27 protein-coding genes and 1 pseudogene are annotated in these 26,425 nt (G+C 68.9%); 19 read left to right on the plus strand and 9 right to left on the minus strand.

All coding sequences use genetic code 11. The annotated features are described in order from the left end of the window. Positions 1-98 precede the first annotated feature (98 nt). From ADK55_RS38930 to ADK55_RS31580, 9 genes are all read left to right on the plus strand, one after another. A complete protein-coding gene (locus ADK55_RS38930) occupies positions 99-275 on the plus strand; it encodes a hypothetical protein (protein ID WP_159041622.1) in 177 nt (58 codons plus the stop codon). A 24-nt stretch (positions 276-299) separates the two neighbouring features. Then, positions 300-1,142, plus strand: a complete 843-nt coding sequence (locus ADK55_RS31550; RefSeq protein ID WP_053683702.1) for a DDE-type integrase/transposase/recombinase — start codon at positions 300-302, stop codon at positions 1,140-1,142. Positions 1,143-1,157: 15 nt separating this feature from the next. Continuing rightward, positions 1,158-1,445 carry a Mu transposase C-terminal domain-containing protein gene (locus ADK55_RS39370; protein WP_053683704.1) on the plus strand — a complete coding sequence of 96 codons (288 nt, stop codon included), beginning with the start codon at positions 1,158-1,160 and terminating at the stop codon, positions 1,443-1,445. 1,069 nt (positions 1,446-2,514) lie between these two features. After that, positions 2,515-3,138: an HAD-IA family hydrolase gene (locus ADK55_RS31560; RefSeq protein ID WP_053683706.1), complete on the plus strand. Its 624-nt coding sequence runs from the start codon at positions 2,515-2,517 to the stop codon at positions 3,136-3,138. After that, on the plus strand, positions 3,135-3,407 hold the full coding sequence (locus tag ADK55_RS31565) for a hypothetical protein (protein WP_053683708.1): 273 nt from the start codon (positions 3,135-3,137) through the stop codon (positions 3,405-3,407). Before ADK55_RS31560 ends, ADK55_RS31565 begins: the two co-directional genes overlap by 4 nt. Beyond that, on the plus strand, positions 3,404-4,741 hold the full coding sequence (locus tag ADK55_RS31570; RefSeq protein WP_053683710.1) for a zeta toxin family protein: 1,338 nt from the start codon (positions 3,404-3,406) through the stop codon (positions 4,739-4,741). Before ADK55_RS31565 ends, ADK55_RS31570 begins: the two co-directional genes overlap by 4 nt. Before the next feature lie 157 nt (positions 4,742-4,898). After that, positions 4,899-5,780 carry a hypothetical protein gene (locus ADK55_RS31575; protein WP_053683713.1) on the plus strand — a complete coding sequence of 294 codons (882 nt, stop codon included), beginning with the start codon at positions 4,899-4,901 and terminating at the stop codon, positions 5,778-5,780. 456 nt (positions 5,781-6,236) lie between these two features. Further along, complete coding sequence (locus ADK55_RS37085) at positions 6,237-6,719, plus strand: S1 RNA-binding domain-containing protein (RefSeq protein ID WP_078999644.1); 483 nt, start codon at positions 6,237-6,239, stop codon at positions 6,717-6,719. Positions 6,720-6,899: 180 nt separating this feature from the next. Further along, on the plus strand, positions 6,900-7,184 hold the full coding sequence (locus ADK55_RS31580) for a hypothetical protein (RefSeq protein WP_159041624.1): 285 nt from the start codon (positions 6,900-6,902) through the stop codon (positions 7,182-7,184). A gap of 453 nt (positions 7,185-7,637) precedes the next feature. Here ADK55_RS31580 and ADK55_RS31585 read toward each other — a convergent pair whose 3' ends face one another. Both ADK55_RS31585 and ADK55_RS31590 read right to left on the minus strand, forming a co-directional pair. Continuing rightward, a complete protein-coding gene (locus tag ADK55_RS31585; protein ID WP_053683717.1) occupies positions 7,638-8,486 on the minus strand; it encodes an ABC transporter permease in 849 nt (282 codons plus the stop codon). Further along, entirely contained in the window at positions 8,483-9,403 is a 921-nt protein-coding gene (locus ADK55_RS31590) for an ATP-binding cassette domain-containing protein (protein WP_053683720.1), read from the minus strand. The genes ADK55_RS31585 and ADK55_RS31590 overlap by 4 nt, the downstream gene beginning before the upstream one ends. A 131-nt stretch (positions 9,404-9,534) precedes the next feature. Here ADK55_RS31590 and ADK55_RS31595 point away from each other — a divergent pair, with 131 nt between their 5' ends. Together ADK55_RS31595 and ADK55_RS31600 are read left to right on the plus strand one after the other, a co-directional pair. After that, entirely contained in the window at positions 9,535-10,722 is a 1,188-nt protein-coding gene (locus tag ADK55_RS31595; protein ID WP_053683721.1) for a sensor histidine kinase, read from the plus strand. After that, positions 10,719-11,390, plus strand: a complete 672-nt coding sequence (locus ADK55_RS31600; RefSeq protein WP_053683723.1) for a response regulator — start codon at positions 10,719-10,721, stop codon at positions 11,388-11,390. The genes ADK55_RS31595 and ADK55_RS31600 overlap by 4 nt, the downstream gene beginning before the upstream one ends. A 134-nt stretch (positions 11,391-11,524) precedes the next feature. On the opposite strand, the pseudogene ADK55_RS37095 reads toward ADK55_RS31600, so the two are convergent. Further along, positions 11,525-14,056, minus strand: a pseudogene (locus ADK55_RS37095) (Tn3 family transposase). Beyond that, positions 13,986-14,543, minus strand: coding sequence for a DUF4158 domain-containing protein (locus tag ADK55_RS37100; protein ID WP_107089364.1), 558 nt, complete (start codon positions 14,541-14,543; stop codon positions 13,986-13,988). The pseudogene ADK55_RS37095 and the gene ADK55_RS37100 overlap by 71 nt, the downstream one beginning before the upstream one ends. 93 nt (positions 14,544-14,636) lie before the next feature. On the opposite strand from ADK55_RS37100, the gene ADK55_RS31610 reads away from it, so the two are divergent. Then, on the plus strand, positions 14,637-15,092 hold the full coding sequence (locus tag ADK55_RS31610; RefSeq protein WP_234350333.1) for an MBL fold metallo-hydrolase: 456 nt from the start codon (positions 14,637-14,639) through the stop codon (positions 15,090-15,092). A 220-nt stretch (positions 15,093-15,312) separates the two neighbouring features. Here the strand turns inward: ADK55_RS31610 and ADK55_RS31615 are convergent, their stop codons facing one another. Continuing rightward, the gene (locus ADK55_RS31615; RefSeq protein WP_078999651.1) at positions 15,313-15,789 is read right to left on the minus strand and encodes a DUF4158 domain-containing protein; all 477 of its coding nucleotides are present in this window, start codon (positions 15,787-15,789) and stop codon (positions 15,313-15,315) included. Between ADK55_RS31615 and ADK55_RS39375 the strand changes: the two genes are divergently transcribed. Both ADK55_RS39375 and ADK55_RS31625 read left to right on the plus strand, forming a co-directional pair. Further along, positions 15,701-15,928 carry a hypothetical protein gene (locus ADK55_RS39375; RefSeq protein ID WP_199826679.1) on the plus strand — a complete coding sequence of 76 codons (228 nt, stop codon included), beginning with the start codon at positions 15,701-15,703 and terminating at the stop codon, positions 15,926-15,928. The genes ADK55_RS31615 and ADK55_RS39375 overlap by 89 nt on opposite strands. 232 nt (positions 15,929-16,160) lie before the next feature. Further along, on the plus strand, positions 16,161-16,928 hold the full coding sequence (locus ADK55_RS31625) for a dienelactone hydrolase family protein (protein ID WP_053683729.1): 768 nt from the start codon (positions 16,161-16,163) through the stop codon (positions 16,926-16,928). Positions 16,929-17,170: 242 nt separating this feature from the next. On the opposite strand, the gene ADK55_RS31630 is transcribed toward ADK55_RS31625, so the two are convergent. Then, positions 17,171-17,620, minus strand: coding sequence for a hypothetical protein (locus ADK55_RS31630; RefSeq protein WP_053683731.1), 450 nt, complete (start codon positions 17,618-17,620; stop codon positions 17,171-17,173). Between the two features lie 446 nt (positions 17,621-18,066). Between ADK55_RS31630 and ADK55_RS31635 the strand changes: the two genes are divergently transcribed. The 4 genes from ADK55_RS31635 (at position 18,067) to ADK55_RS31650 (ending at position 21,436) form a co-directional block, all read left to right on the plus strand. Continuing rightward, complete coding sequence (locus tag ADK55_RS31635; RefSeq protein WP_053683734.1) at positions 18,067-18,528, plus strand: hypothetical protein; 462 nt, start codon at positions 18,067-18,069, stop codon at positions 18,526-18,528. A gap of 480 nt (positions 18,529-19,008) precedes the next feature. Then, a complete protein-coding gene (locus tag ADK55_RS31640) occupies positions 19,009-19,554 on the plus strand; it encodes a hypothetical protein (RefSeq protein ID WP_053683735.1) in 546 nt (181 codons plus the stop codon). Between the two features lie 20 nt (positions 19,555-19,574). Next, on the plus strand, positions 19,575-20,768 hold the full coding sequence (locus tag ADK55_RS31645) for a sensor histidine kinase (protein ID WP_420713702.1): 1,194 nt from the start codon (positions 19,575-19,577) through the stop codon (positions 20,766-20,768). Then, complete coding sequence (locus ADK55_RS31650) at positions 20,765-21,436, plus strand: response regulator (RefSeq protein WP_053683737.1); 672 nt, start codon at positions 20,765-20,767, stop codon at positions 21,434-21,436. Before ADK55_RS31645 ends, ADK55_RS31650 begins: the two co-directional genes overlap by 4 nt. Positions 21,437-22,729: 1,293 nt before the next feature. Here the strand turns inward: ADK55_RS31650 and ADK55_RS31655 are convergent. Beyond that, a complete protein-coding gene (locus ADK55_RS31655) occupies positions 22,730-23,173 on the minus strand; it encodes a hypothetical protein (protein ID WP_063839674.1) in 444 nt (147 codons plus the stop codon). Between the two features lie 487 nt (positions 23,174-23,660). Beyond that, complete coding sequence (locus ADK55_RS31660; RefSeq protein ID WP_053683739.1) at positions 23,661-24,356, minus strand: nitroreductase; 696 nt, start codon at positions 24,354-24,356, stop codon at positions 23,661-23,663. Positions 24,357-24,455: 99 nt separating this feature from the next. On the opposite strand from ADK55_RS31660, the gene ADK55_RS31665 reads away from it, so the two are divergent. Beyond that, the gene (locus ADK55_RS31665; RefSeq protein WP_053683741.1) at positions 24,456-25,046 is read left to right on the plus strand and encodes a TetR/AcrR family transcriptional regulator; all 591 of its coding nucleotides are present in this window, start codon (positions 24,456-24,458) and stop codon (positions 25,044-25,046) included. 1,040 nt (positions 25,047-26,086) lie between these two features. Here the strand turns inward: ADK55_RS31665 and ADK55_RS31670 are convergent. Further along, on the minus strand, positions 26,087-26,425 hold a 339-nt coding region (locus tag ADK55_RS31670), incomplete at its 5' end, for a lamin tail domain-containing protein (protein WP_053683743.1).

Here is a 26,425-nt window from a genome sequence, read left to right on the forward strand (position 1 = left end):
CTACGCCAACCAGGCAGCGACCGATCAAGCGAACCTGAAACCACGTCACCCCGCCCTGACCAGCTAGTCAGCACCTCCCGCACAGCGGGGGAACCTCAATGGAATGGGCCTTCTCAAACCTGGTCCGAGGCCGGCTTGCCGAGATCGTCGAACGAGAACCCACATGGGGCACGGTCCACGACGGCAGCCTCGGCATGAACGACCTCCGACTCACCGCCCTCGGCCGGGACACCGCCAACCGCATCCGCGAAGGCCGCCTGCTGACCGCGGACTAGCACACCGATCCGTTCGGCCGGCAGGTGCGGGTCGCCCGCGGCACGCTGGACCGCTGGGCCCGCCACTACCGCGCGGGCGGGTTTCCCGCGCTGGTGCCGGCCCAGCGGCAGGTGACCCCGCGGACGCCGGTGGAGGTGCTGGACCTGGCGGCCGCGCTGAAGAAGGAGAACCCTGCCCGCACGGCAGCGCAGATCCAACGGATCCTGCGGACGGCGCAGGGCTGGTCGCCGACCGATCGGACGCTGCAGCGGCACTTCGCCGATGCCGGACTGACCGGCGCCAGCGGCGAGAAGAGCGTGTTCGGCCGGTTCGAGGCCACCCGCGGCAACGAGCTGTGGACCGGGGACGCCCTTCACGGGCCGAAGATCGGCGGACGCAAGACGTACTTGTTCGCGTTCATCGACGACCACAGCCGGGCGATCGTGGGCCACCGGTTCGGGTTCGCCGAGGACACCGTCCGCCTGGCCGCCGCCCTGCGGCCCGCACTCTCCGCTCGCGGAGTCCCCGAAGCGATCTACGTCGACAACGGGAGTGCCTTCGTCGACACGTGGCTCTTGCGGGCGTGCGCATCCCTGGCCGTCCGCCTCACGCACTCCAAGCCGGGACGGCCTCAGGGCCGAGGAAAAATCGAACGGTTCTTCCGCACCGTCCGTGACCAGTTCCTGGTCGAGCTCGATGAGGAACGTGTCGGTCAGATTGAGCATCTCGCTGAGCTGAACAGGCTTTTCACCGCGTGGGTGGAGACGGTCTATCACCGCACGGTCCACTCGGAGACGGGGCAGCCTCCGATCGAACGGTGGCTGGGTTCGATTCCCCGGCCGCTGCCGCTGCCCAGCCCCACTGATCTTCGGGAGGCGTTTCTGTGATCGGAGTTCAGGACCGTGACGAAGACCGCGACGGTCAGCCTGCACGGCAACACCTACGAGGTCGACCCGATGCTGGTCGGGATGAAGGTCGAGCTGGTCTTCGACCCGTTCGACCTGACCGAGATCGAGGTGAGGACTGCGGGCAAGAGCGCGGGCAAAGCCGTCCCGCCGCCGGCTCTGCACCGGGCCGGCGGCCGATCAGCGGTGACGTCCAGGGAGTGTCGCCCGCCCCGCCGTGCCACGCAACCGGGCCCTCGGCATCAGCCGCACCGGGAGCGTGGAGCGCCCGGCCGCGCTTGGTGACCGGCGCTGGACATGTCGAAACCACCCTGATCGATCGGGAGCGGATCCTGGGCTACGACCACCCGCGGACACTGGCCTCTCGGCTCAACCTCGCTCGCGTGTAGTACTCCGCAGGAAACGCGAACGGTGCGATGTCCCAGTACGAGCGCGCCCTGGAGAGGTGCGAGCGGGTGCTGCACGATAACCATCCGCTGGCTGTTGCCACGCGAGCGGCTCTGGAACGGACACGGCCCGCATAACAAGCTCGACGTCGGTCACGGCGGTCGGCCTAGCCGTCCTCAACGACACCGGCTACGGCGTCACCCGAACCTGACCCGCCGCCCCCGTGGTAAGCAGCACTGGCCGATTTCACGGCTCTGGCCGGAGTTCCGTGAAATGCCTGGTCGCCGGTATGGAGGGCGCATGGATACAGACCACTCCGGAGGCCGTTTATCCAGCAGCCACCACCTGGCCGGCCGTGACTTGGGGAGGTTCAGGGAGCAGCGATGCGAGGTTGTCCCGTACGAAGTCAGCGGCCCTCTTGACCGACTCTTCGGCCCCGGCTTGGTCCTCAAAGACGCTGGTAGAGAGCATCACTCCACCCCCCGCGTTGACCCAGTAGTAGGCCACGAATCCAGGCACTTGGCGAAGGAGAGGTACGAATCCCTCTTCCACCCGGCGCCCCGCCTCGGCAGGATCAGTCACCCCTTCATACCGTCGAACCACTGCGTACATGGCTGATCTCCTCTCGGATCCCAAGGTCGCCTCGTGCGAAACGACCTACCCCCACCGTGCGTCGCTGGCTCACGGGAGATCCGGAAGGCACTCGGATAGGCGCACCGATGATCCAGGACGGCGTCCATTGGAAGCGGGAGATCTCGGTTCGCGGTCGGACTTCGGTCGCCGGCCCGCGTCCGGATGATCGTTACGGGTATCCATTCGGCGCACCGTGTAGGGACACGTCATAGCCACCTGCCCGAATCCCAGAGACATCAGGCCGAGCCAGAGCCGAGCCAGAGTCGAGCCAGAGCCGAGCCAGAGCCGGGCATATCGCTTGCATACCGCTTCGCGGCCGCAGGAGGGTGTGGGCATGACGACGACGCTGCACGCTGCTCTGTTCGACGTGGATGGCGTATTGATCAACTCCGGTGCGGCTCACAACCGCGTGTGGACCTCGTGGGCAATATTGCGCGGCCTGGACCCGAAGTACGTGCGTCAGGTCACCCAGGGGAAACGACGCCTGGACACCCTGCGCATCGTGGGCCCGGACCTCGACGTCGCAGAAGAGAACCGGGTGCTGGACCGGCTGATGGCTACCGAGGAAGAGGCCATGCGTCCCTATCCTGACGCCGCCGACGTCCTGCACGCGTTGACGCTGCCCTGGGCAGTCGTCACTTCCAGCCGGAGGGAGGCGACCCGGTTGCGGATGGAACGCTTGGGGCTTCCCGTCCCCCGCGTGCGCGTCTGCGCCGAGGACGTCCAGAGCGGCAAGCCGTCGCCCGACGGTTACCTCGCCGCTGCGGAGCAGCTCGGTGTGGACCCGCGCCGATGCGTGGTGGTCGAAGACTCACCGGCCGGCATTCAGGCCGGCCGCGCCGCCGGCTGCACCGTCTACGCCGTGACCACCACGCATGGAGTGGAACTGCTCGCCGAAGCCGATGCGTGTTTCCCCTCACTGGACCGCGCCGCGCAAGCCATCAAGGAGACGTTGTGACCGATCAGCCGCTCAGCTACAGCCAAGCCTCCGAACTGGACTCTTTGCGAGCCATCCTGAGTCAGCTGGCCGGATGGTCTGCCGCAGAGGCGCGCCGGACAGAGCACGACGCCGACCACGACGCCGCCACGGCTGCCCGCCTCGCAGCGGATCGCGATCGCTATGCCCAGCTTCTGCGTGACCTCTACCGGCACACTCCCGACGATGTGCACCGTCTGGTCGAAGAGCTCGCGCCGGTGGCACGTGCGGTTGTCGAAGGCAGCCGGTGACCACGCCGCTCGATCCCCGGAAGCACGTCCTCCCGCCCGAGGAACACGAGCAGGTGCGGCAGGACATCCGCCGCTTGCTCATTGACGGGCCTGCCTCCTCGATGCCCACTCTCACCGTCCTGGGAGGCATCCCCGGATCGGGGAAGTCCACGCTGGCCGGGACACTCTTGGCCGGCCGTGACGCGGTTCAGATCTCGGCTGACAGCCTCAGCGAGTTCCATCCCCGGTGGCCGCGACTGCTCCGCGACGACGACAGCAGTGCCGGCTTCCACGTACGCGACGACGCCGTGCGCTGGGTCGACGACGCGCTTGGCTACGCGCGTGAACTTCGCAGGGACGTCCTTTTCGACACAGCCCTGGCCAACGCGGATCGCGCACGCACGGTACTCACGCAGTACCGAGAGGCCGGCTACCAAACCGACATTGCCCTCGTCGCGGCTCCGGCCGCCACGAGCGAGCTGGGTGTTCTGGACCGGTACCTGACCGATCGCGCTCTGCGTGGTGGCGCCCGGTTCGTGAGCGACCCCAACAGCCTGCTCCCGGGCATCCTGAGCAGTGTGCAGACCATCATCAACGAGAACCTGGCGCGGAGCGTCGCCGTCTACACGCGCGACTCGTCCACGCCCGTATTCCGAGCGGAGGCGGACCCCAGTGGCCGGTGGCGGCCGTCCTCGACTGCCGACAGCGCCTTCAGCGAGGCTCGGGAACGGCCGTGGGCCATCGAGTCCTCAACCTGGTTCGCCGACACCGCCGAACGAGTGGCCAAGGCCAAGCAGGAACAGCTGGGCCCAGGGCTACAACGACGGTGGCACGACCTGCTCTCCCACGCGGTACAGACGGCCCAGCCCTACGCGCACCCCAGCATCGCGGAGCGGCTTGAGCAGCTGGCCGGCTCGGCTGCTCCTTACACGCGAGAAGACGAGAGGACCCGCGCCGCTCACCACGTCTCCGCCGACTTCCAGCGGTGGTCTCAGACCGCCATGGGGACCGAGCTGATGGGGTCCACCCACCCCGCGGTGACATCATTCCGCGAAGCGTGGCAGAAGCTGTCGGCGACCGCAGAAAGGGGGGCCGCAGGTAGTTACGCGGCTGTCGGGCTGAAAGTCCAGAAGCTCCACAGGTCAGCGGTGGACGCCGAGCGGTTCAGCAGTACGGATCTGGCCGCCCTGGCCCGCGTAGGCACCTCTGCCACCGTGCACGGACGTCGCCTCTCCGCTACCACCACCTTGCCGACTGCGGCATCCGCTGCGGAGCCGAGGCGTATCGTTCCACCAACGCCGCGGATCCAGCCATCGCCGCCGGAAGACCGCCGGGGTCCGACCAGAGGCCTCTGAGCCAGGATTCGAAATACCGCCGCCAACTACAGCGGAGCTTGGGTGGGGTTGCCGAGGTCATCGGGGTCGGTGAGGTGGGTGTGGGCGGCGTGCCAGAACGCAGGCAGCGGATACACGAGACCACGCCGACGAAGCCCGTACAGGTAACTTGGGCCGCATGGATCTGGAACACGACGTCGCCGGGCTCGTCGAGGAGTGGCTCGCCGGCCCGAACTCCGAGGCGAACGGGCGCTTCGGCTACCAGGCCCTCGAGCACTACCGGCCCGCCGTCCTGCACTGGCTCACCGTCGGCTGCGGACTCGAAGGACGCCCCGACCCCGACCTGTACCTCCGGCCCACCCCCACGGCGCTGCAGGACTGGGCCATCGACTACGCCACCGCGGCCCGTTCCCGCGACGCCGCCTGCGGCGCCGTCCGCTCCTTCTACCGCTGGGCCCAGACCCCCGCGGCAGCCGGCGGGCCCGACCTCGTACCGGCAGGCACCGCGAAGTCCCTCCAGTTCCAGCGCGGCGGCAACTTCGCCGCCGGCCTGCCCGGCCGCGAACCCCTCCCCCCCGACCAGTGCCGCTGGCTCGCCCAGGCCGCCGACCGCTACCCCGGCACCCGGCGCGAGGGCCCCCACCGCGCCCGCGCCCTGGTCTACCTCTGCCTCAACCACTACCTGTGGGGCCGGCACGGTGACGCCGACGTCCTGCGCCCCGGCCAGATCACCGCCATGCGCCTGAGCGGCCGTCACCAGGAGCAGCACCGCACCACCTGGGACGTCCCCCAGAAGAACGCGGCCTCCGACGCCACCCGCCTCCAGCCCGTCCACCACGACGCCGTCCGTGCCATCGACGAATACCTCCCGCACCGGGCCGGCGCCCTTCCCGACAACGGCTATCTCTTCACCACCGTCAACGGCCGCCCGCTCGAACCCCAGTCCCTCATCCGCATCCTGCGCGCAGTGGCCGCCACCCACCCCGACCTCGAGGAATTGGCCCCCAAACTGTCCGCCGACGCCGTCACCCACTCGCCCGCCGCGCAGCACCCGGCCTGACCAGGCGTCGGTTCAGCCGCAGCAGTCGGGGCCGCCCCGCCCGGAGACCCAACGCCGCGGCCCGCTCGCCAAGGTCACCCTGATGGGCAAGGGAGTCGGCCGGATCGGCCGCAAGGAGCTGCGCGTCAGCCTCCCCGGCGCCGATGCCCACGAGTGACGTCTGGACGAGCCCCGCCGAAGTGCTACGCCCTTGACGGGAATGGTGCCGAGAAGTCCGGACTGCCGCGGACCTTGGCGAACTCGGCGACGAGCAGTCGGCTCGGGGCGGCGACTGTGGCTCAGACCCGCCAGGCGCCGACGGCCTGCACTGTTTGGCCATTTACCCCGCTGAGTGGCTCCGAGAAGTTCCGTATCCTTGCGGATGATCATGGGGGGCGGGAGTAGCGGTGCCGGCACGTCAGACTCGCATTCCTTCCTGTCTGACAAAATCCAGCGACTCTCCCGGAGGTGTGATTTATGGAATTTAAGTCAGGTCAAGTATGCAGGGGGGTGGTCTCCCGAATTGACGACGCCAGCTTGACTGTCACCCTTGAAGGAGGGGTGTGCGGGAGGGTTTCTGTGGCCAACCTTTCATGGCGAAAAGTGGACCATCCATCACAAGTCGTCAGCGTCGGAGAGAAAGTTTCGGTCGTCTTCCTGAGCTTTGACCCTGATCGGAACAATATTTCTCTTTCGATGAAAGATCTCACCGCCGACCCATTTATCGAATTTGCGCGCACGCAACTGGGTGAGAGCTGCATCGGCAAAGTAACGAACGTCACCCCCATTGGCATTTTCGTAAGCCTTTCGTTTGGAATCGAAGGCCTGCTTCCCAGCACCGGACCGAGCAACGCCGGTATCGGGCATGTTGAAATCGGCAGCGAAGTTGGAGTGAAGGTTGAGCACATCAACCTTCAGCTCAGAGTAGTGCGAGTTTCACTGGCGGATCACACGAATTGAGATCAGCGGGTGTATCCCGATGACGGGGCCCGGAAGTGTTCCCGAGGGAGCGTCGGCCCGACAGATGCTGGAGAAACGCATGATCGTCAACGGAATGAAGGCGCGTTTCCGTCTCGTTATGGATTCCGAGGGCGGGAGCAAAATCACCACCCTCTTCCCCGTAGGGAATACCTATACCCCATGATCGCAGAATTCACCGTCCGACCGAACCAAGGGGATCCAAGCGGATTCGACATGGGAGACATGCGCTGGTCAGGAGATTTGGGGGAAGCCGTCTCCACCGGCAAGAACCCCGACCAGGGAATGATGATCCACCTGTCCATCGCGCACGTTCTCGACTGCCTCCGCCCGGTACTGGAAGGTCGCACAAAGAATGCTTCCTTCGTCGGAGTGGACACATCATTTCGGCTTGTCTTCCACAGCGGAAAGAAGGGAATCATGATCTCCTCCCCTCTGGACCTGTAGGGAGATTCGATCCCTCCGAGCTGGCAGGAGCCCTCCTGCTGGCTGCGGAAGATTTTTTGACCGAAAGTGTCAGCACACTACCGCCCTCCGACGCCGGGAAGCAGGATTACCTTCTCTCGTTGAGCAAGTTCCGGAAGATTGCCCAATCCCTGTGACATGAGGCGGCGCAGGAACGGCAGGACGTTTGCCCCCTCGAGCCGGCCGCCGCGAGGGGCAGTCGTTCACCTTGATCGGGGGTGTGACCGAGATACGCGCCAAAGGGGCGGTTTCGCGGGAGGCGCGGCGGAAGGTGGCGTTCTACCGGCCCTCCAAGCAGAGCGAGTACGTGCGCATCGACGCCCTGTTCGCGGAGCCGGGCAAGAACATCATCGGCTGCGACCTGAGGCTGCGACAAGTTTCGGGGGCCTTGCCCCTGTGTCTCCGGGGCGCGATATGCGCGTCTCGGAGGCACGTTCACACGTCGCGGCGTCGTACGAGGGCCATCGCGAGGACGACCGCGAGCAGTGGCCAGAGGACGTACACGGCCCAGGAGCCGGGGACGGTGGCGTCGTAGCCGAGCGAGTGGGGATCCGGTTCCCAGGTCTGCACCAGGCGCCGCCATGCCGCGGCTGGCATCGCGTGGTTCACGGCGGCGGACCAGCGCACGCTCTGCGAAAAGATCGGCGGCAGCATCACCAGGACGAAGGCCGTGGTGACCATGGTGGCGGCGCTGTGCCTGATCAGCGTTCCGAAGCCGAGGCCGACCAGGGCGCAGACCGGGGCCAGGAGGGCCGACGCGATCAGCGCGCGGAGCACTCCGGGATGGCTGAGCGGGACCCCGGCCCGCTCTTCACTCAGGATGGCTTGGGACACCAGGAAGGAACCGGTGGACACGACCGTGCCGAGCGCGGTCCAGAGCGCGGCGGTGACGACCGCCTTGGCCGCCGTCACCGCCCCGCGGGCGGGGACGGCCACGGTGGTGGTGGCGATCAGGCCGCTGCTGTACTCGCTCACCACGGTGAGGGCGCCGACGCTCCCCGCGACGAGCATCAGCGTCATGTAGCCGGCCGGGGGGAACGCGGCGAACACGTGGAATCCCTCATTGGTCCGTGCGGCCGCGCTCATCCGTCGCAGGTCGTCGTTCTCCGCCAAGGCCGAGACCGCGGCGGATCCGATGACGAAGAGGGTGGTGAGTGCGAGGGTCCACGGGGTGGAGCGCAGGGACCGCGTCTTGATCCACTCGGAGGCGAGCAGGTCGCGGAACCGGGCGGGCGGCTCGGCGGGGGACGCGACCGAGGCGGAGGCGGAGGTGAGTGAGGTCATCGGGGCTGTCCTGCCTGGTATTCGACGCTTTCGGCGGTGAGTTCCATGAAGGCCTCCTCCAGCGAGGCGGTTCGGGTGGTCAGCTCGGTCAGCAGGATCCGGTGCTCGAAGGCGAGCGCCGCGATCCGCTCGGCGGGCAGCCCAGTCACGGCGAGCTTCTCGGCGCCCCGCGATCCCTCCGGGTCGACCGATGCGCCCGCGGCGGTCAGTACGGCGGTCAGTACGGCGGCCTGCCGCGTGCCCACCACGACGCCGAGGCCGGCGCCGCGGGCCGCGAAGTCCCGTACCGACTCGTCGGCGATGAGCCGGCCCCGGCCGATGACGACGAGCCGGTCGGCGGTGTTCTCCATCTCCGACATGAGGTGGCTGGAGAGGAAGACCGTGCGGCCCTCGGCCGCGAGGCTTCGGAAGAGGCGGCGCATCCAGAGCACCCCTTCCGGGTCCATCCCGTTGACGGGCTCGTCGAACATCAGCACGGGCGGGTCGCCGAGCAGAGCGGTGGCGATCCCGAGCCGCTGCTTCATGCCGAGCGAGAAGCCGCCGATGCGGCGGTTCGCCGCCTCCGCCAGTCCCACTTCCTGCAGCACCTCGTCCACGCGGCGTGGGGAGATCCCGTTGCTGCGGGCCAGGGCGGACAGGTGGGCCGCGGCGGTGCGTCCGCCGTGGACCCGGCCGGCGTCGAGGAGCGCGCCGACGTGCCGCAGTCCGCGGGCGTGGCTGCGGAAGGCGACCCCGCTGACGGTGGCGGAGCCGCCGGTGGGCGCGTCGAGCCCGAGGAGCAGCCGCAGCGTGGTGGTCTTGCCGGCTCCGTTTGGGCCGAGGAATCCGGTGACATGGCCCGGCCGTACGGTGAAGGAGAGGTGGTCGACGGCGGTCTTGGCGCCGTAGCGCTTGGTGAGTTCGTTGACTTCGATCACGGGAGCAACACTCCCGGGAGAACCCCCGTCCGGTCATGGGGCCTTGGGCGACCATCGCCGGGCCGGGTTCGCCCGGGGGCGTAAGCCCACGGGACGATGCCGCAGGGGTGGCGGCTGGATAGCCTCCCGGGATGAGCGACATACCGACCGCCCCGCCGCCCTCGCACCTCGCGGCCTGGGCGGGGGGCGTCTTGTACTTCCTCGCGGTGGGTCTGCTCATCGGAGGTGCGCCGGAGGCTTCGGGCACGGTCCACGGCCTCGGGGCGATGCTCGCCGCGACCCTGCTCGTCGGCGTCCTGCGCCGCGCGCCGCTCCTGGCCCTGGTGCTGGCGCTGCTCGGATCCTCCGTCGTTCTGGCGGGCGCCCCCGCGGACCTCTCGGACGCGTACCCGAGCCTGTTCCTGGCATATCTGTCGGCGGACCTCTTCCTGGGGTTCGTCGTCGCCACGCTCGCGCGGCGGGCTTCGGTCCTCGCCGCGGCCGGATCGTTCCTCGTCCAGTTCCTGATGATCGGCGGGTTCACGCACGGGAGCGACATGATCGGTAACGTGGTGATCACCGTCCTGGCGATGGCCGCGGCCTGCACCGCCGGCCAGCTGAGCCGCGAACGCCGCGAGCACGCGGTGGCGTTGCGCACACGGGAGGTGTCCGAGGCGGTCGTCGCCGAACGGCTTCGGATCGCCCGGGAGCTGCACGACATGGTCGCTCACAGCATCGGCATCATCGCGATCCAGGCGGGGGCGGGGAGCCGGGTGGTCCGGACCCACCCCGAGGAGGCCCGCGAGGCGCTGTGTGCCATCGAAGTGACCAGCAGGGAGGCCCTGTCGGGTCTTCGGCGCACAGTGGCGGCGCTCCGTCAGGCCGATCCGGACACGGGGGCCTCGGGGCGGGCCGCGCTCGCACCATCGCCCGGCCTCGCGGACCTCGAACGGCTGGCGGCGGCCACGGCCGACGCCGGCGTACGGGTCGAACTGCGGCGCAGCGGACAACAGCGCCCGCTTCCGGCCGACATCGACCTTTCGGCCTACCGTATCGTCCAGGAGGCGCTGACCAATGTGGTCCGCCACGCGGGCACCGGGGGGTGCCGGGTGACCGTCGACTACGGGGACGAGGAACTGTCGGTGGAGATCGTCGACAACGGGCACGGCGGCGGTGCCGGGAACGACGCGGCCCACGGCTTCGGCATCGTGGGCATGCGCGAGCGGGTCGCCCTGCTCCACGGCCGCTTCAGCGCCGGGCCCCGTCCCGAGGGCGGATTCCGGGTGGCGGCACGACTCCCACTGCCGCAGCCCGTCGAAGTTGCGGTGGAGGCCCGATGAGCGGGGGTCCCGTACGCGTCCTGCTCGTCGACGACCAGCCGCTGGTGCGGTCCGGGCTGCGCATGCTCATGGCCCACCACCCCGACCTGGAGGTCGTCGGCGAGGCCTCCACCGGCGCGGAAGCGGTCCGGCTGGCCGGGGAGATCGACCCCGACGTCGTGATGATGGACATCCGGATGCCGGGCATGGACGGGATCGAGGCCACGCGCCTGATCACCGCCGGACCGGCGGCCTCTCGCGTCCTCGTCCTGACCACCTTCGACGAGGACGACCACGTCTACGGCGCGCTGCGGGCCGGAGCGAGCGGCTTCGTGGTCAAGGACATGGCGCTCGACGAGATCCTCGCGGCGGTCCGCGTGGTCGCCGCCGGCGACGCGTTGATCGCGCCCGGCGTCACGCGCCGCCTGATCGCCGAGTTCGCCGGTCGCCCCGCGAGCGCACCGGCACGCTCCCCACGGCCAGTCGAGGGCATCACCGAGCGGGAACGGGAGGTCCTGACCCTGGTCGGGCGCGGCCGGTCGAACACCGAGATCGCGGAGGACCTGTTCATCACGGTGGCCACCGCCAAATCGCACGTGTCCCGCCTGCTCACCAAACTGGACGCCCGGGACCGGGTTCAGCTCGTGATCACCGCCTATGAGACGGGGCTCGTTACACTGCCCGGCTGAGCGCGTATGAAAGCGACACCGGTTTTCTGGTCCGCTCCTCGCACAGCCCTGCCGCCGCCGCTCACGACGTTGCCCAGACGGTGAAGCGTTCTGGGCAACTCGTCTTCACCACGACTCCGGCCAGGCCCGGAGCATCACACCGGGATGCTTGCCGCCTCCCCGTGCGGAGTGCGCGGGCCGGGCACCGTCGCCCGGATGGACAGGTCCAGATCGAGACGGCTGTTCATGTCCAGCTCGAACCGGCCGTACGGATTCACATGGGTCCAGAACAGCGGCGACAGCGCCCTGCGGTCCGCGTCGGTGAGTTTGTCCGCCCACTTCGGGTCGTCCAGGACCTCCTGCATCAGCAGCGTGTTGACGTGCACCAGAGCGGACTGGAGGAGGTGCAGCGCGAGCATGCTGACCTCCTGGGACTCCTTGTCCGAACCGGCCAGGTCGCCGTCCTAACCGTAGAAGAGGTCCTTGTTCGCGGAGTTCCAGTTCTCCACCACCTGCAACCCTTCGTGGATCTCCTGGCGCATCTCGACATCGGCGAGGTAGTCGCAGACGAACGAGGTACGCACCGCCCTGCCCAGCTCCTCGATCGCCCGGTAAGTCGGGTGCTTGGGGCCGCCGCGGGTGAACCGGCGCAGGACCTGCCCGGCCTCGGCGGTGCCAAGGCGCAGGGCGGTGGTGTACTTCACGATCTGGTCATACCGCTGGGCGATCAGGTCCCAGTCGATGGTCTTGGCGGAGAGCACCGGGCCCAGGTTCGGCCACTGGTCGTCCTGACCGGCCGCCGGCCGGTACAGCTTCGCGGAGCCAATGTTATTCAGCCTCGGCATCAGCTTGAAGTCGAGCATGTGCGCGAAGGCGAACCCGACGATGGAGGCGCCGTGCGTGTCGGTGTACTGCCGGTCGACGTCCATGTCGGTGCAGTGCCGCAGTACGCCCTCGATCATCGAGGCGACCTCGGAGGCCGAACAGGACTTGAGCTGGGAGTAGATGCAGACCGATTTCCGCTCCACATGCCAGTAGATCATCACCCCGGGGCCCCGGTAGCGCTGGTGCCACTCGGTCATCAGGTTCGAGGACCAGGCACCGAACTTGCGGCTGTCGGAGGCGCACGCGGTGCCGGTACCCCACCACATCTCATCCCGGACGGCGAAGATGGCGTTCACCAGCTTCCGCAGGGCCGCACGCATGTTGGCCCGGTTGACGAACAGGTGCCGCACCCGGCGCAGCGTCGCCTCGCTCTCGCCGTGCTTGCCGGTCACCGCGACCCGCTTGATCCCCATGTTCGTGCCCAGCCCGAACAGGACCAGCAGCAGTCGGCGCCGCAGCACGTCCTTCGACAGCATCTCTGTGGTGGCGACCGACGTGAACTCGGCGATGAAGCCCGTGTCGAACTCGGCGTACTTCAGGATGTCGAGCAGGTCGATGGTGCCCCAGCGCCGCTCGATCTCGCCCTTGATGGCCACCAGGCTCTCGGGCTCCTCCCGCTTGCCGCGCGGGGAGACACGAATCCACGGCTCGCCGTGCTTCTTGACAATCGCCACGCCGCCCGTCGTGCCCTCCACCAGGGCCTGCTCGAAGCGGTCGAGCGAGGTCCGGAGCTTGCCCTGCAGGGCGGCGATGAACTCTCCGGCATCCTGCGGCTGGCCCAGCGCGGCGTAGTGCACGTCCCGGTTGTCCTCGAAGTCCGCCGGCAGGTCGTCCTCCGGGTTACGCCACCGGTTCGCCCCCACCACCCAGATCTCCCGGCGCCGCACCGCGACCAGCACGCACAGCTCGTACGGGATGCGCTCGACACGGCCCTTGTCGTCCACCACCGCCGCCCGCCAGTGCTCCGGCACCACCCCCGCCAACGGCACGCTCTCCGCCGGATCGAAGAACGAGCCCTCCTTCAGCGGCTGATCCAGATAGCGCTGGAGCAGGTCGATGGCGTCCATCAGCCGGTAGGCGGTGTTGTTGCACTTCAGCTCCAGCGCCCCCAGGAGCGGCGAGAGCATCCGCCGCCAATGCGCCCAGTACGAGGACCGCAGCACCGTACGAACCCGGGCCTTGTAGCGGGCCTCGTTCGCCGCGGCCTCCGCCGCCAGCGCCTTCTCCCCGCCGACCACCGGGTAGATCACCCGCCGCACCGTGCCGGACGGCTCCGACAAAGCGGCCTCCGCGACCCTCAGCAGCATCCCCTCCTTGCCCCGGATCTTCTTCAGCTCGGCGTTCAGCTCCTTGTCGACCTTCCGCTCCGCCCCCGTGTTGATCTTCAGCACGAGCTGGATGAACAAGTCCACCAGCGAGTCGGTGATCTCCGTCTGCCGCACATGGCACAACGCGGCCAACAACGTCAGGCACCTTGGAGGCTTCATCCGCTCCAGGTTCGCCGGGTACTCCTTCGACGCCCGCGCCCGCCACGCGTCCACCAGCTTCTCCGACACGTCCGCGAACAAGTCCGCGGGCAGCTCCAGCTGCCGCACCCGCTGGAGCTTGTTCACCTCCGCCAACAGGCTCTCCAGCCCCGGCGCCCCCGGATCGGCCTTCAGCTCGGCGAAGTGCGACCGCCCGCCGCCCGACACCGCGCCCTCACCGTCCGCTCCCTCACCCGTTTCGTCCTCACTTCCGGCAACCAGGTCCTCCAGGCGCGAGCGCGTCGCGTGGGTGAGCCCTCCACCCTGCTGCGGCAGAACCGGGCCTCGAAGTCCTTGACCGCCTTGCCCACCAGCCGCCCGACCCGCCCCGGCGCCGGTGGCTCGATGCGATCGTTACGGCACCGCGCCACCACCGCCGCTGCCAGCCGCTGCCGCGACAGCTCCACCGGACACAGCTCAGCGGCCAGCCACTCGGCCAGGCGCTCCTGGTCCTTCTCGGTGTGTTCGCCCTGAACCCGTACGCCTCCCGGATCTCCTTGCGATGCCGCTTGATCCGGTCGCCCTGCCAGTCGTAGTCCGCCCACGCACCGGCTGGAACCTTCACCTGCTGGGCCACGTAGTCCACCGGCGCCGCGGGCACCTCCTTGGCGGACTCCGGGAACCGGGCCTCCACCTCGAAGAATTTGAGCAACAGCGCGAAGCCCAGTCGGGTTGCACCGGATTTGTTCCGCACCTTCTTCATGTCGTCTTCGAGCAGCGTCCAGACCTCGATCAGGTCTTCCGGCTGCCAGTCCTGCCGCATTTGCCCCACCCCCCGCAGTCACTCGTTCAGCTCAACGAGGCGGTCAGTACAGGGAAACGAGGACCGCGGCAGTCACACAGCGCTACACACCACTTGGCGGCAGCTATACGAGAACGGGGCCGGGTCGTACGGCTGCGGCCCACCGGCCGAGGCCACACCACGGGCGACCAGGTGGTCGAGGTGTCGGACGCCGGCGTGCTGTTCACCGGGGACCTGGCTGAGACCGGGCAGTGCCCCATCTTCCCGTGGTTCCCGCCGTACGACACGGACGTCTCGGGAGTGCGCTGGCTGGCGGTGCTGGACCGGCTCGCCGACGCCGGCCCCCGGGTAGTGGTGCCCGGTCACGGCGACCTCGGCGGCCCGCAGGTGCTCGCCGACGTCCGCGACTACCTGCGCGACGAGACGTGGCGGCGGCGCGACTCCGCGATGGGCGAGGACGAGATCGTCACCGAGGTCCGGGCCCTGCTGATCGAGCGTCATCCCGAGTGGGTCGGCCAGGACTGGATCAACCGGGGCGACGGCTGCCCGTGCACCGAACACGCCGCATGACCCCCCATCCACGGGCGGCCTGTGCATGTTCACCTTCTCGTGGATGCAACCAACTCCAGGGCCCCTGCAGTGGGCGGTGCAGGGGCCCATGATGTGAACCGGGGCGGCCGGCCGGGTGCTACATGGCCGAGAATGGCGCCGAGGGGACCGAAGAGTCCGGTGAGTACGACGGCGCGTAGCGGGTCGGTCGCCTGCGGGGTGGGCTTCCAGGAGGCGAGGGTCAAGCTCTGGCCGGGGCCGCCCTTGCTCTTGCCCACCAGGCGGCCGTCTTCGTCGGTCCAGTAGGTCCGCTCGGAGGGAACGGTCTTGCTGTCCGCGCCGCCGGCACCACCGACGTCGCCACCAGGTGCGCACCCAGCCCACGCACGTCCTTCGCCCGCTCCAGGCCCGCCGTCATCGCCGACCCGGACACCCGCATCGGCGGCGTCCGCAGCCGCTCCAACTCCGAGACCCGCTTGGCCTCCGGGACCTTCAGCAGGTCCCGCATCGACTGCCGCAGATCATCGGGAACCGCCGCGTCCAGCGTCCGGTACAAGGCAGCGTTCTCCGCCGCCCGCACCTCCGCTACCAGCCGGGTCAGCGTCGTGATGCCGGGCAGCAGCACCCGGTTGTCCACCAGCCACACCACCGTCCGGTCGAACAGCGCCCGCGGCCCCTCCAACGACGCCCGCACCCGCGCCGCCACGAACTCCCGCACCTCGTCCTCGGCCGCCGGAAACTCCCGGTACCCGCAGACCGACGCCTACGATCCGAAACTCGATGTCGACTTCATCCCGCTGCGCGAGCACGACCTGACCCCCGCCGGCCTCGGCCAGGCCGCTTGGACCGTGAGGTGAACCAGCTGGTGACGCCCTTCACGGGAGCGGGCCGGTATACCCCGGAACCCTGATGCGAGGGTTGGCCACCAACACCGCGGCCTGGGCAGGTGATCCGACAGCGCTGCCGTGGGGACGTGGTTGGTGACGGTTCTCGTGAGCCCTCGCCGTATTTCAGAGGGATACCCTCGCTGTTCTGCCGGCGGCGGAACAGCGGCCGGACCGGGATCGACGATCACTACAGTCCGGTCTCATGACGACGATCACGACGCGTACGGTCGAATATCCCGCCGACGGTTTGACGATGATCGGGCACCTCGCGCTCCCGGCCGGTGTCGACCGCAGGCCCGCGGTGCTGCTCGGACCAGAGGGCATGGGGCTCAGCGACGTCGAGCGCCGCCGGGCCGATGCTCTTGCCGAGCTGGGATATGTAGTGCTGGCCTTCGACCTTCACGGCGGGCGCTATGTGGGTGACCCCGAGGAGATGCTGGCCCGTTGCCTGCCGCTGCTCGCCGACCCCGACCGGATGCGGGGCATCGGCCACGCGGCGCTCGACGTGTTGCGCACCGAACCGCGGACCGACCCCGACCGGATCGCCGCCGTCGGCTACGGCACCGGGGGCGCCATCGCGCTGGAACTCGGGCGCGACGGCGTCGACCTGCGCGCGATCGGGACAGTCAACGCAACCACCACGGGCCGACCGGGCGAGGCGGCGCGCATTCGCTGCCCGGTGTGGGCCGGGGTCGGGTCGGAAGACCCGATCATGCCGCCCGCGCAACGGAACGCGTTCACCGCCGAGATGCAGGCCGCGGGCGTCGACTGGCGCCTCGCGGTCTACGGCGGTGCCTTGCACGCCTTCCACCACCCACCGGTCGACCACCCCACGGTCCCCGGCGTCGGCTACCACCCACGGCACGCGCAGCGAGCCTGGCGCGACGTCATCGACCTGCTCGCCGAGTGCCTGCCCGTGACGGACAACCTGGGACATGACCCAGGTGAGCATGCCGGCGCCGGACACTGACAGACCGGGACCGCAACTGCTCCAGGTGCCACGGGTGCCCCGGGTACGGCGACGCGCCGACCGGACGGCCGCGCACCCGAGGGAGGAGGCCGGACGCGCCCTCGCCCCGGCAGAACTCGGCGAGTCTGCCGGGGCGAGCCGGACCACGGCGGTTCCCGTGCGGTCGTCGGGCCATGGGTCCTGCCCCCGACGACCGCACGACGCACGACGGCACAGAACGTCGCGGTCAGGAGGAGCTCGGGTCAGCGGACCTCGGTGACCCGGTGTTCCTTGCGCGCGCCACAGTTGGAGTTGTACACCTGCACGTGCACGTTGCTGATGCCCCCGCCCCAGTCGACGCAGTGGCCCTTGCCGTACACGTAGGCCGGGCCCGCGTACGACGTGTACCGGCCGTAGTCCTCGCCCCGCTCCGAGGTCGCGTTGACCTCGATCCAGAGGGCCATGTCCACGGCCGCACCCGGGTTGTTGCGGATGGTCGCGACGCAGTTCTTGCCGTTCGAGGCGTTGTACGTCAGGTAGACGGTGCCCAGCGAGCCGATGGCGGCCGAGTTCACGGTCTTGTAGGCGCTTCCGCAGACCTTCTGCGGCGTGGTGTTGGGCGCGGCGGTGGCGGGCGCCGCCAGCGCGGTCGTGGCCCCCAGGGCCAAGGCGGCGAATGCGCTGGTGGTAAGGACGGAACGGGTGAACTTCATGTTTCCCCCTGGTCGTCATGGGAGTTGGTCGCTCCTGCATGGTGTGACATGAAGGACGGCCGAACGGTTCCATATCGTCCGCAAAAGATGCGACCGCGCCGCCTTACCACCCGGCCGGCGGTCCGCTCGGGCAGCAGCTCGATGACGTACGTCTCGGATCGGGGTCTGTTCAGGCCCTTGGGGAGTATCGGGCCCAAGAACTCATCGGGTACGTTCCGGCCGTCAGGGCCGCGGTAGGCGTCGTGGAGGCCATCGAGCGCCGGCTCGCCGAGAACGGCATCGGACACCTTCCGCCGCGCATCCCGTGCATCCCGTGCATCCCGTGCATCCCGCGAAACCAGAGGGCCGGATCCTGATCCAACCCGACAGCCAGAGGGGCCTCGTCAGCACCACCCCTTCAAACCAGTCAACGCCGCCCGTCCCGGCGCCCATGTGAAGGAACCCCGGTGAACATCCACGGAAGAAGCAGGGCGGACCACATAACCGCCGCCGCCATCATCATCGTTCTGGCCGGCATCGCCGCGCTCGCCATCACGGGCGCGAACGCCATCGACCCCGCTGCCGTCACAAGCGCCACCGAGGCCACTTCCAGCGCCAGCTCCGCCGCGACTCCTCTGAGCCGCTACACCCCGGCCCCCGAACTCACCTACACCCCTGCCCCGGCTCCCACCTACGACTACAGCTCGCCCACCGCAACGCCCGACCCCGGTTCCTACGGTCCCGACTTCCTCCAGAGACTCGCCGCCCAGAGGACATGGGACGAGTCGAGCCCGAGCGACAAGCAGCTCAACTGCACGGACTACCGCACTCGCGGCCCCGGCTGGTACGGCGGAGTACTGCGTGGAGCGGGCCAGTCGGACAGCGAAGTCGAAGCCGCGCTCACCGTGGTCCGCCGAGAATGCGAGTGACCATGGTGTCCGTCACCCGGCGAGACGCCGAACGTCCCTGGCCGTTCTACAGGGGGTCTCCGTCAACTGCGCCCCAGCCGCCGACTCGGGAGTGCGCCAGGTGGCGGGTCTGCCACCACGCCGGCACACCCCCGGCGATCAGATCCCGGACCTGGCCGGCACTCGCCGGAGGGGGAGGGGGAGGCACGCACCACCTCTCCGGCCCCCGCGGCGTCGAGCGCCGGCCGCCGCTTGTCGGCCAGGGGTTCCACGGCCGGGGCGCGACCGGCTCTCGCGCCCCCACCTGGTCCACGACTACGCTCCTTGGGCCAGGCGGGACGCCCTTGAGCCCCCTCCGCGCCTCGGCCACGCCCTCACCGCCCACCACCGCCCACCACCGCTCGGCAATGACGCGGCGCGTCGAACTCCACCCGCACCTCCACCCGCACTTCCACCCGTGGGTCCAGGTGCGAAAGGCCTCGCGACAGCACTCTTGAGGGCATGACCACAACCGACTGGATCACCGACATCGCCCTGGTACTCATCGTCTTCCGGCAGCTGCGGGAAGGCCGTCTGGGCGCCAAGTCCTACCTTCTCCCGCTGGGCATCGTGGCCTTCGTGGCCTCCCAGTACCTGACGACCGTCCCCACCGCGGGCAATGACCTCGTGCTGATCGGCGCGCTGGTCGCGGCCGGCGCGGCGCTCGGCATCTCGGGCGGTGTGTACACCCGAATCCGCAGTACGGACGGACACCTCTTCATCAAGGCGGGTGCCGTCTCGGCGGCCCTGTGGGTGCTCGGCATGGGCGCACGCATGGGATTCCAGGTCTGGGTCGACCACGGCGGTGGCGACGACGTGGCACGGTTCAGCGCCACCCATGACATCACCACCGCCGATGCCTGGGTTGCGGCCTTCGTCCTGATGGCGCTCACCGAGGTGGTCACACGGCTGGCCACGATCTTCGTACGGAGCCGCCGGGCGACTCGGGAGCAGGAGCTGCCCGTGGGCGCGCGTGCTCGCGCGACCGTGCTCGATCGCGCCGCCTGACGGTGGGCTATGGTCGCGGCGTGTCCGCATCCGTGAGTACCGCCGGCCCCGGGTCGGCCCCGGACTCGGGGCCCGGCCCCCGGGTCGCGCCCCGCCAGGACCCACGGCTGCATGGGGCCGTCACCCTGGCGGTGATCGTCAGCGCGATCGTGACGGTCCGCCCGCTGGGAGTCGACGGGCGCGGCCTGGTCGTGGCCGCGCTGATCGCGGTGAACGCGGTGGCACTGATGGCACGCCACCTTTCCGAGTCCAGGCTCCCGCCCCGTGCCGCCCTCCTCTGGCTGACGCTCGGGGTGGTGGCGGCCGCCGCTTTGATGGGCACCGCCCGAACCGGCTCCGGCTACCTGTTCGCGTACTTCCTCGTCGGCCACATCGGCTACCGGCTCCCCCTCGGGCAGGCCCTCTCGCTCGCGGCTCTGGCCGGCCTGCTCTGCAGCGGCGTCCTGTTCTTCCGCCTCGGCCCCGGACACGAACTGTTGCCCTGGGCCGTGGGCCTTACCGTCGCGGTCCCGGTCGTGGCCGGAATCCTGAGCCGCAGCAGGCAGCGCGCCGTGGAGGCGATGATCTCGTCCGCCGAATCCGCCGAGCGGGCCGCCCGCGCCGAGGCCCGTACCTCCGTACTCATCGAGCGCGCCCGCATCGCCCGGGACGTCCACGATGTATTGGCGCACTCATTGGCCGGCATCAACATGCAGTTGGAGTTGGCCGACGCCCTGCTCGACACCGGTGACCTGGAAAGGGTCCGCGAGGCGAACAGCAAGGCACACAGCCTGGTCAGGGAGAGCCTCAAACAAGCCCAGTGGACCGTACACGCGCTGCGTGAGGACTCCCTTCCGCTCCTCGAGAGCCTGACCGCGATGGTCGAGTCCTCCGGCCACCGGGACGCCCTCACCGTCACCGGAACCGTCCGTGAACTGCCGGCCCAGGTCACCCAGAACCTGCTGCGCATCGCGCAGGAGGCCCTGACCAACGCGGCCCGGCACGCACCGGGATCCGACGTCCGGGTGGAACTGACGTTCCAGGCCGGGTACACGACGTTGAGGATCCGTAACGGACCCGCGACCGACGCAGCGACCGCGGGCGTGGGCAGCGGAATGGGGCTGATAGGAATGCGCGAACGCGTGGCGCTGCTGGGTGGCAGCATTACCGCGGGCCCGGTCGCGGAAGGGCACGGTCAAGGCGGTTGGCAAGTGGAGGCAGTGATCCCGGTATGAGTAGAGCGGCCGAGAGCGAGCAGCACCTGAAGGTGATCGTCGCCGACGACCAGGCCGCCGTCCGTGAGCCCCTGGCCACGGTGCTCGGTATGGCGGAGGGCATCGAGGTCGTCGCCGCAGCAGCCGATGGCACGGAGGTGCTGGCAGCCGTCGCCACGGCAGCGGTGGACGTCGTCCTGATGGACCTGCGCATGCCCGTGATGGACGGCATCGAGACGACCCGCCGACTGAGCGAGGAGCACCCGCAGATCGCCGTCGTGGTGCTGACCACCTTCGCCGACGACGATTCGATCCTGGCCGCACTGGGCGCCGGCGCTCGCGGCTACCTGACGAAGAACGCGGGACGGCAGGACATCATCCGTGCCATCCGCGCCGCCGCCGCGGGCCAGGCCGTGCTCGACCGGGAGGTCCAGGACCGTCTCCTGGCCACCGCCCGCGCGCGGCCAACGGCCACAGCGCAGCCTTCGCCGCTGCCGCAGGACCTCACCTCACGCGAGCGTGAGGTCCTCACCCTCATCGGCCAGGGACTGCCGAACCGGGCGATCGCCGAGAAGCTCTTCATCAGCGAGGCGACGGTCAAGACGCACATCAACAACCTGTTTGCCAAAGCGGGCATCAGAGACCGCGCCGACGCGGTACGCCGGGCAATCGCGGCGGGACTGGCCTGACCCCGACCGAGGAATCACGGCACCGGCTTCAGCATGGGGTAGGGGTAGGGGTGGGCGTTGCCATCGGCTGCAACTGCTGCCTGGTCACCAGCGGCGCGATCCTCGCCGTCCGAACCCGAGACCACACGAACACGCTCCCCGGGTCCACCGCCATGTGGCTCACAGGGGGCCGGCCGTCGCCCTCGAACCGGCGTTGTCCTCGAACCAGCTTTGTCCTCCAACGCGTTGGAGGACAACGTGGCCGCCTTGGTGAAGGTCGCCGCCCCGCCACGGAGCCTCCGACGCCGCCCTGGATACGGGTGACCTCCCGGCAACGGCTCAGGCGCCGGGGCACCTTGCCCGGCGGACCTCATCATGGGCCGCATCCCGACAACCTTCTGCGGCTCGCTGGAGAAATCATCGACCCCAGCACCCACTTCGCACTGTTCGATTTTATCGAATTGCCGACCTCTGGAGCGTCTACGGAAATTCCGTAATTCTCTGCTTCGGCTGTCCCGTTGCTCCGCAACTGGCTATTGTTTCCTTGTTGCACCCTCTGGGGCAGGTGGCGTCTTGCCGCTGCCCTTCTGTGCGCCGCCGCAGTGCCGCGACGTGCCGAAGGTCCGCTGCCGCGGGCCGGTCCCCGAGGTGGAGAAAGGGGTGCCGTGAAGGACCCTGAAGAAGAAAACAGCAAGTCACCAAAGCGCAGCCGACTGCGCTTGGTGGCACGGGTCCGATGGGTGGCACGAAGTGCCGTCCCGGTCGTGGCCCTGCTGGCCTACAGTGCGCAGTTCGTGCGCGCGCTTCGGGGGTAGCCTCCCCGGACGTGTTTGACCCACGTCCGGGGGGCTGTTCCCGGGATCGGCCCGTCGCGGTGCAAGTGCTGCGGCGGGCCTTAGGTGTGTGCGTTGCGCGGCGCACATTCACCGGATGTTCCGTAAGTTACGCGACACACGATACTGCACCCCACCCCTCGCACACAGGTCGATGCACGATTTCACTGCGAACAATCAGCACTGGATTGCTGGCGTTGTTCCCGGCGGGATTTACGGACGATTGTCCGGCGGTATTTGGTATGGGTATTGGGACCCGTAGCAATACTGAGGGCGGTGGTACCACCTACTACAGTAGTAGGTGGTACCACCGCCCTCAGCATTGGCGGAGTCGCACAGAGGAAGCGCAGATCACACCTGAACGTTAAAGGGTGGTAGTGCGACGAACACCCTCCCGAGCCCTACATGGTGAACCGCTCGAGGCCGCCGCCCACCGCCGGCACGGTGGTGGACCCGTACAGTTCAGAGTTCCCCGTAACGGTTACGGGGCGGTGGTGCCGACCCCGGCCCGAGGCGGGTTCGTGATGGCCGCGAAGAAGGTGCTGACCAGCTCTTCCGGCATCTGATAGCCCTTGACCTTGCCGAAGCCGGGGCCCCGCGGGGCGAGAGGCGGCTGCATGCCCTCCGGCCACCACCCTTCGCGGACACCGCGTTCGAGGGCCCTCTTGAGGGGGCCCGCATGGCCACGCAGATTCTTGCCGTCCAGGTCCTCGCGCAGCGTCTCGTCCGACACGAAGCCGTCCCTGACGGCGGCCTCTCGGAGTAGGCGCTGGGCTCGCTGCGGCACTGCCTGGTAGAAGCGGTGGGCTCGCTCCATCGTCCACTCGGTGTCGAGCTCGACGACAGCGGCGTGCTTGGCGAGGAGGTCGAGGAGGTCGGCGCGGAACGCCTCGTTCGGCTCTTCGATGGTCACGGTGATGCGCATGGCTCATGACTCCCGTTACAACAAACGTCGATAGAAGTCTCACTGACGTAATGTCACCGTAGCGAAAGCATCGCTCCTCTGTCCTCGACTTCTCCATCGAGACAGGATCCAACACTGGGCCGACCACAAGGACCCACGCACAACCGACCGTTACAACCGTCGCCGCAGCGCCCTGGACGGCAGCCCGGGCTAGGAGGCCAGCGCCGATCTCACCGAAACGCGGACGCGGGACCAAAGCCGGCATCCCGGTTCCGGCCGACCGTGTCCGCAACCGCCTCAAGCGTGGAGCGCGTGGCGGACGGCCGCCGAGATTCGACAAGGACGACCACAAGCCGCGGCACGAGGTCGAGTGCGGGATCAACCGGCTCAAGTGCCACCGGGCCGTCGCCACTCGGTACGACGAACTCGACGTCCGCTACGAAGGAACAGCGCTGGTCGCAGCCATCAACGAGTGGCTGTGACCAGCACTGCACTTTCACACCAGGCCCTAGACGTGGAATGTGGTGGTTGCCTCCAGAGTCGCCCGGCCGGTCGCGACCCGGTTTACCGGCGCGTTCTCGTCGGCGTAGCCGAAAGAGATCCCCACGAGCAGCTTCCCCTCGTCCACTCCGAGTTGGTCGCGGACGGTGTCGGCGTAGAAGCTGAGCAGGCCCTGCGGGCAACTGGCCACGCCGTACGCGGTCATGGCCAGCAGCAGCGTCTGCAGGTAAGCGCCGGCGTCGGCGGCCAGTCGCGGCCCGCCGTCGCCGGTGACGAACAGGAACGCGGCATGGGGTGCCCCGTAGAAGCCCAGGCTCTCCGCGTCGTAGGCCGCGCGGGCCGGGTGGTCGTCGGGGCCGATGCCCAGCGCTCCGTACAGATCGGCACCGAAGGCGGCCCGCCGTTCCCGGTGGACGGGGGCGTACATGTCCTCGGAGTACGGGTAGTCGGCCGTGACGCGTCGCTCGGCGCAGGCCGTTCGCAGGGCGTCGGCCAGATGGTCTCGCCGTGCGCCGCCGACCACCTCGACCCGCCACGGCTGCGCGTTGGAGTTGGACGGCGCGGCGCCGGCCAGGGAGAACACCCTGCGCAGAGTGTCCTCGGGCACCGGATCGGGACGGAACGCGCGGGTCGCGCGGCGCCCGCGGATCAACTGTTCGGCGTGCTCGCCTGTTCGTGTCCGGGTGAAAGCCGGACCGCTCATGGAACTCTCCTCAGGATCGATTAAGTAAACAGAGTCGTTTACATAGAGCACTGTAACCAACGGACACCTCCGAAGTAAACGGGAACGTATACTTACGTCATGGCAACAGTGACGACGGCGTCTCCACGGCAGGGTCGCGGAGGGCGGGAGCGCATCCTGGCCGCCGCGGCCGGACTGTTCGCGGTCCAGGGGATCAACGCGACCGGCATGGAACAGATCGCGGAGCGGGCGCCGGTGTCCAAGCGCACCCTCTACGCGCACTTCCGGACCAAGGACGAGCTTGTCCTCGCCCACCTCAAGGACCTTTCCTCGACGGGGCACACCCTGGAGGGAACGCTGGTGCGCGAGGACGTCCCCGCCAGGGATCGAATCCTCGCGCTGTTCGACCCGCTCCCGGCGGGCGTGGATCCCGTGCGTGGATGCCCCTTCATCGACGCCGCGGTGGAGTTCCCCGATCCACGGAACGCGGTCCACTCCTACGCCCGCGAACGGAAACTGCTCATGGTGCGGTTGGTGGCCGATCTCGTAGCGGAACTGGGCTGTCGCGAGCCCGCCGTCCTCGCCGAGCAACTCGTGACCCTCGCGGACGGCGCCGCCAGCCGCGCCATGGTGCTGGACGAGGCGGACTACGGCCGGCACGCGCGGACGGCGGCGGAGATCCTCCTGGCCAACGCGCTGCCGACGATCTGACCGGCCCCGCCGGGTTGCCCGGTATGCCTGGCGCCCGATGCGATGATCCCGTCGCCAGACCGAGAGAAAGGCGGGACTCTCGCAACAGGCCCTCGCCGGACTACTGGTAGGTCCCCATGTCAGTGGAGGGCGATCAACGCCCTGGCCCGCCCCGGCGCCCGCCGGGACAGGATCCAACACTGGACAGACCACAAGGACCCACGCACGACCGACCGTTACAACCCCCGCCGCAGCGCCCTGGACGGCAGCCCCGGCTACGAGGCCGGCGCCGATCTCACCGAAACGCTCGCCAACACCGACCAGTGACCTGGGCCGACCCGATCCGACCTACGGAGAAGTACCGGACGCTCGCGGACGACGTGTCGACCTGGCCAGGGACACGCCCACCAATCGATGGCAGTTATCACCCGATATGCCGGACTCATTGGAAGTGCTTCAAAACGGCAGCTGAGCCAGGTATCGTCCCAGCTCAGCAAGCCTGCTCCCCGCACGCGCGGGGATGACCCCAAGAACCCCAGGATGACCACCGCCCGTCAGGACTGCTCCCCGCACGCGCGGGAATGATCCCAGGTACGGGACGCCGGAGTGCGCGCACTGGTCCTGCTCCCCGCACGCGCGGGGATGACTCATCCGCAGTTCGCGGGAGGTGCGCGGGCCGGAGCCCTCCCCTGTGGGAAGGATCGCTGAGGGCACGGAGGCTGGGATCGTGGAACTGGTCGAGTTCAACGAGACGCGTTCGTGGCGGTGACCGGGCTCCGGTCGGAGCTGTACACGAGCCTGGCCTCCCGGAGCGACGCCCTGTTCGAGCTATGCGGCGCCCGGTAAGCCTCGCGCTCGGCAAAGGCTGCCTCACCACGACCGCCCACAGGGCCGGCCTTGACCCCACGCCGACATCCGGTGTCCGTCTCAACAGGCACATCCAACTTCCCCGTCTCCGAGGCCAGGCGGGCATGACTGTGCCGGGCAGTTGCGGGCTGCCCGGCACACGATCTCCAGCGGGTGGGCTCCCGCCCGTTCAGGGGCGGCAGCCGTGAATCTGGTTAGCGGCGGCGGCCCCAGGACTCGGTGTCGACGGTGCGGCCTCGGTCGTCGCGCAGGGTGGCGGTGTCGGCGCGGTTGCCCCAGATGTATTCGCGCTTGCCCTGGAAGACGTCGGTACGGGAGTCACGTCCGACTCCGGTGTGGACGCGGATGGTGCCGCGGCCGGCGATGCGGATGTCGTGGAAGCGGTAGCGGTTGCCGTCGGCGTCGCGCAGCGTCCAGCCGCGGAGGTTGACGGGCTGGCGGGTGGTGTTGCGGATCTCGACCCACTCGTTGTTCAGGGAGCGGTTGGAGTGGTCGTCGCGTCCGGGGCTGTCGGCCTGGACGCGGCTGATCTC

The sequence above is a fragment of the Streptomyces sp. WM4235 genome, assembly GCF_001279725.1.
In the GTDB taxonomy this organism is placed as follows: Bacteria; Actinomycetota; Actinomycetes; order Streptomycetales; family Streptomycetaceae; genus Streptomyces.

Coding starts and splice junctions, on each gene's coding strand:
- ADK55_RS31575 (WP_053683713.1), top strand. CDS start 4,899: ATGGATCTGGAACACGACGTCGCCGGGCTCGTCGAGGAGTGGCTCGCC.
- ADK55_RS31625 (WP_053683729.1), top strand. CDS start 16,161: ATGACGACGATCACGACGCGTACGGTCGAATATCCCGCCGACGGTTTG.
- ADK55_RS37085 (WP_078999644.1), top strand. CDS start 6,237: ATGGAATTTAAGTCAGGTCAAGTATGCAGGGGGGTGGTCTCCCGAATT.
- ADK55_RS37100 (WP_107089364.1), bottom strand. CDS start 14,543: ATGCGGCAGGACTGGCAGCCGGAAGACCTGATCGAGGTCTGGACGCTG.
- ADK55_RS31585 (WP_053683717.1), bottom strand. CDS start 8,486: ATGACCTCACTCACCTCCGCCTCCGCCTCGGTCGCGTCCCCCGCCGAG.
- ADK55_RS31655 (WP_063839674.1), bottom strand. CDS start 23,173: ATGCGCATCACCGTGACCATCGAAGAGCCGAACGAGGCGTTCCGCGCC.
- ADK55_RS31640 (WP_053683735.1), top strand. CDS start 19,009: ATGACCACAACCGACTGGATCACCGACATCGCCCTGGTACTCATCGTC.
- ADK55_RS31650 (WP_053683737.1), top strand. CDS start 20,765: ATGAGTAGAGCGGCCGAGAGCGAGCAGCACCTGAAGGTGATCGTCGCC.
- ADK55_RS31600 (WP_053683723.1), top strand. CDS start 10,719: ATGAGCGGGGGTCCCGTACGCGTCCTGCTCGTCGACGACCAGCCGCTG.
- ADK55_RS31580 (WP_159041624.1), top strand. CDS start 6,900: ATGATCGCAGAATTCACCGTCCGACCGAACCAAGGGGATCCAAGCGGA.
- ADK55_RS31660 (WP_053683739.1), bottom strand. CDS start 24,356: ATGAGCGGTCCGGCTTTCACCCGGACACGAACAGGCGAGCACGCCGAA.
- ADK55_RS38930 (WP_159041622.1), top strand. CDS start 99: ATGGAATGGGCCTTCTCAAACCTGGTCCGAGGCCGGCTTGCCGAGATC.
- ADK55_RS31630 (WP_053683731.1), bottom strand. CDS start 17,620: ATGAAGTTCACCCGTTCCGTCCTTACCACCAGCGCATTCGCCGCCTTG.
- ADK55_RS31595 (WP_053683721.1), top strand. CDS start 9,535: ATGAGCGACATACCGACCGCCCCGCCGCCCTCGCACCTCGCGGCCTGG.
- ADK55_RS31560 (WP_053683706.1), top strand. CDS start 2,515: ATGACGACGACGCTGCACGCTGCTCTGTTCGACGTGGATGGCGTATTG.
- ADK55_RS31665 (WP_053683741.1), top strand. CDS start 24,456: ATGGCAACAGTGACGACGGCGTCTCCACGGCAGGGTCGCGGAGGGCGG.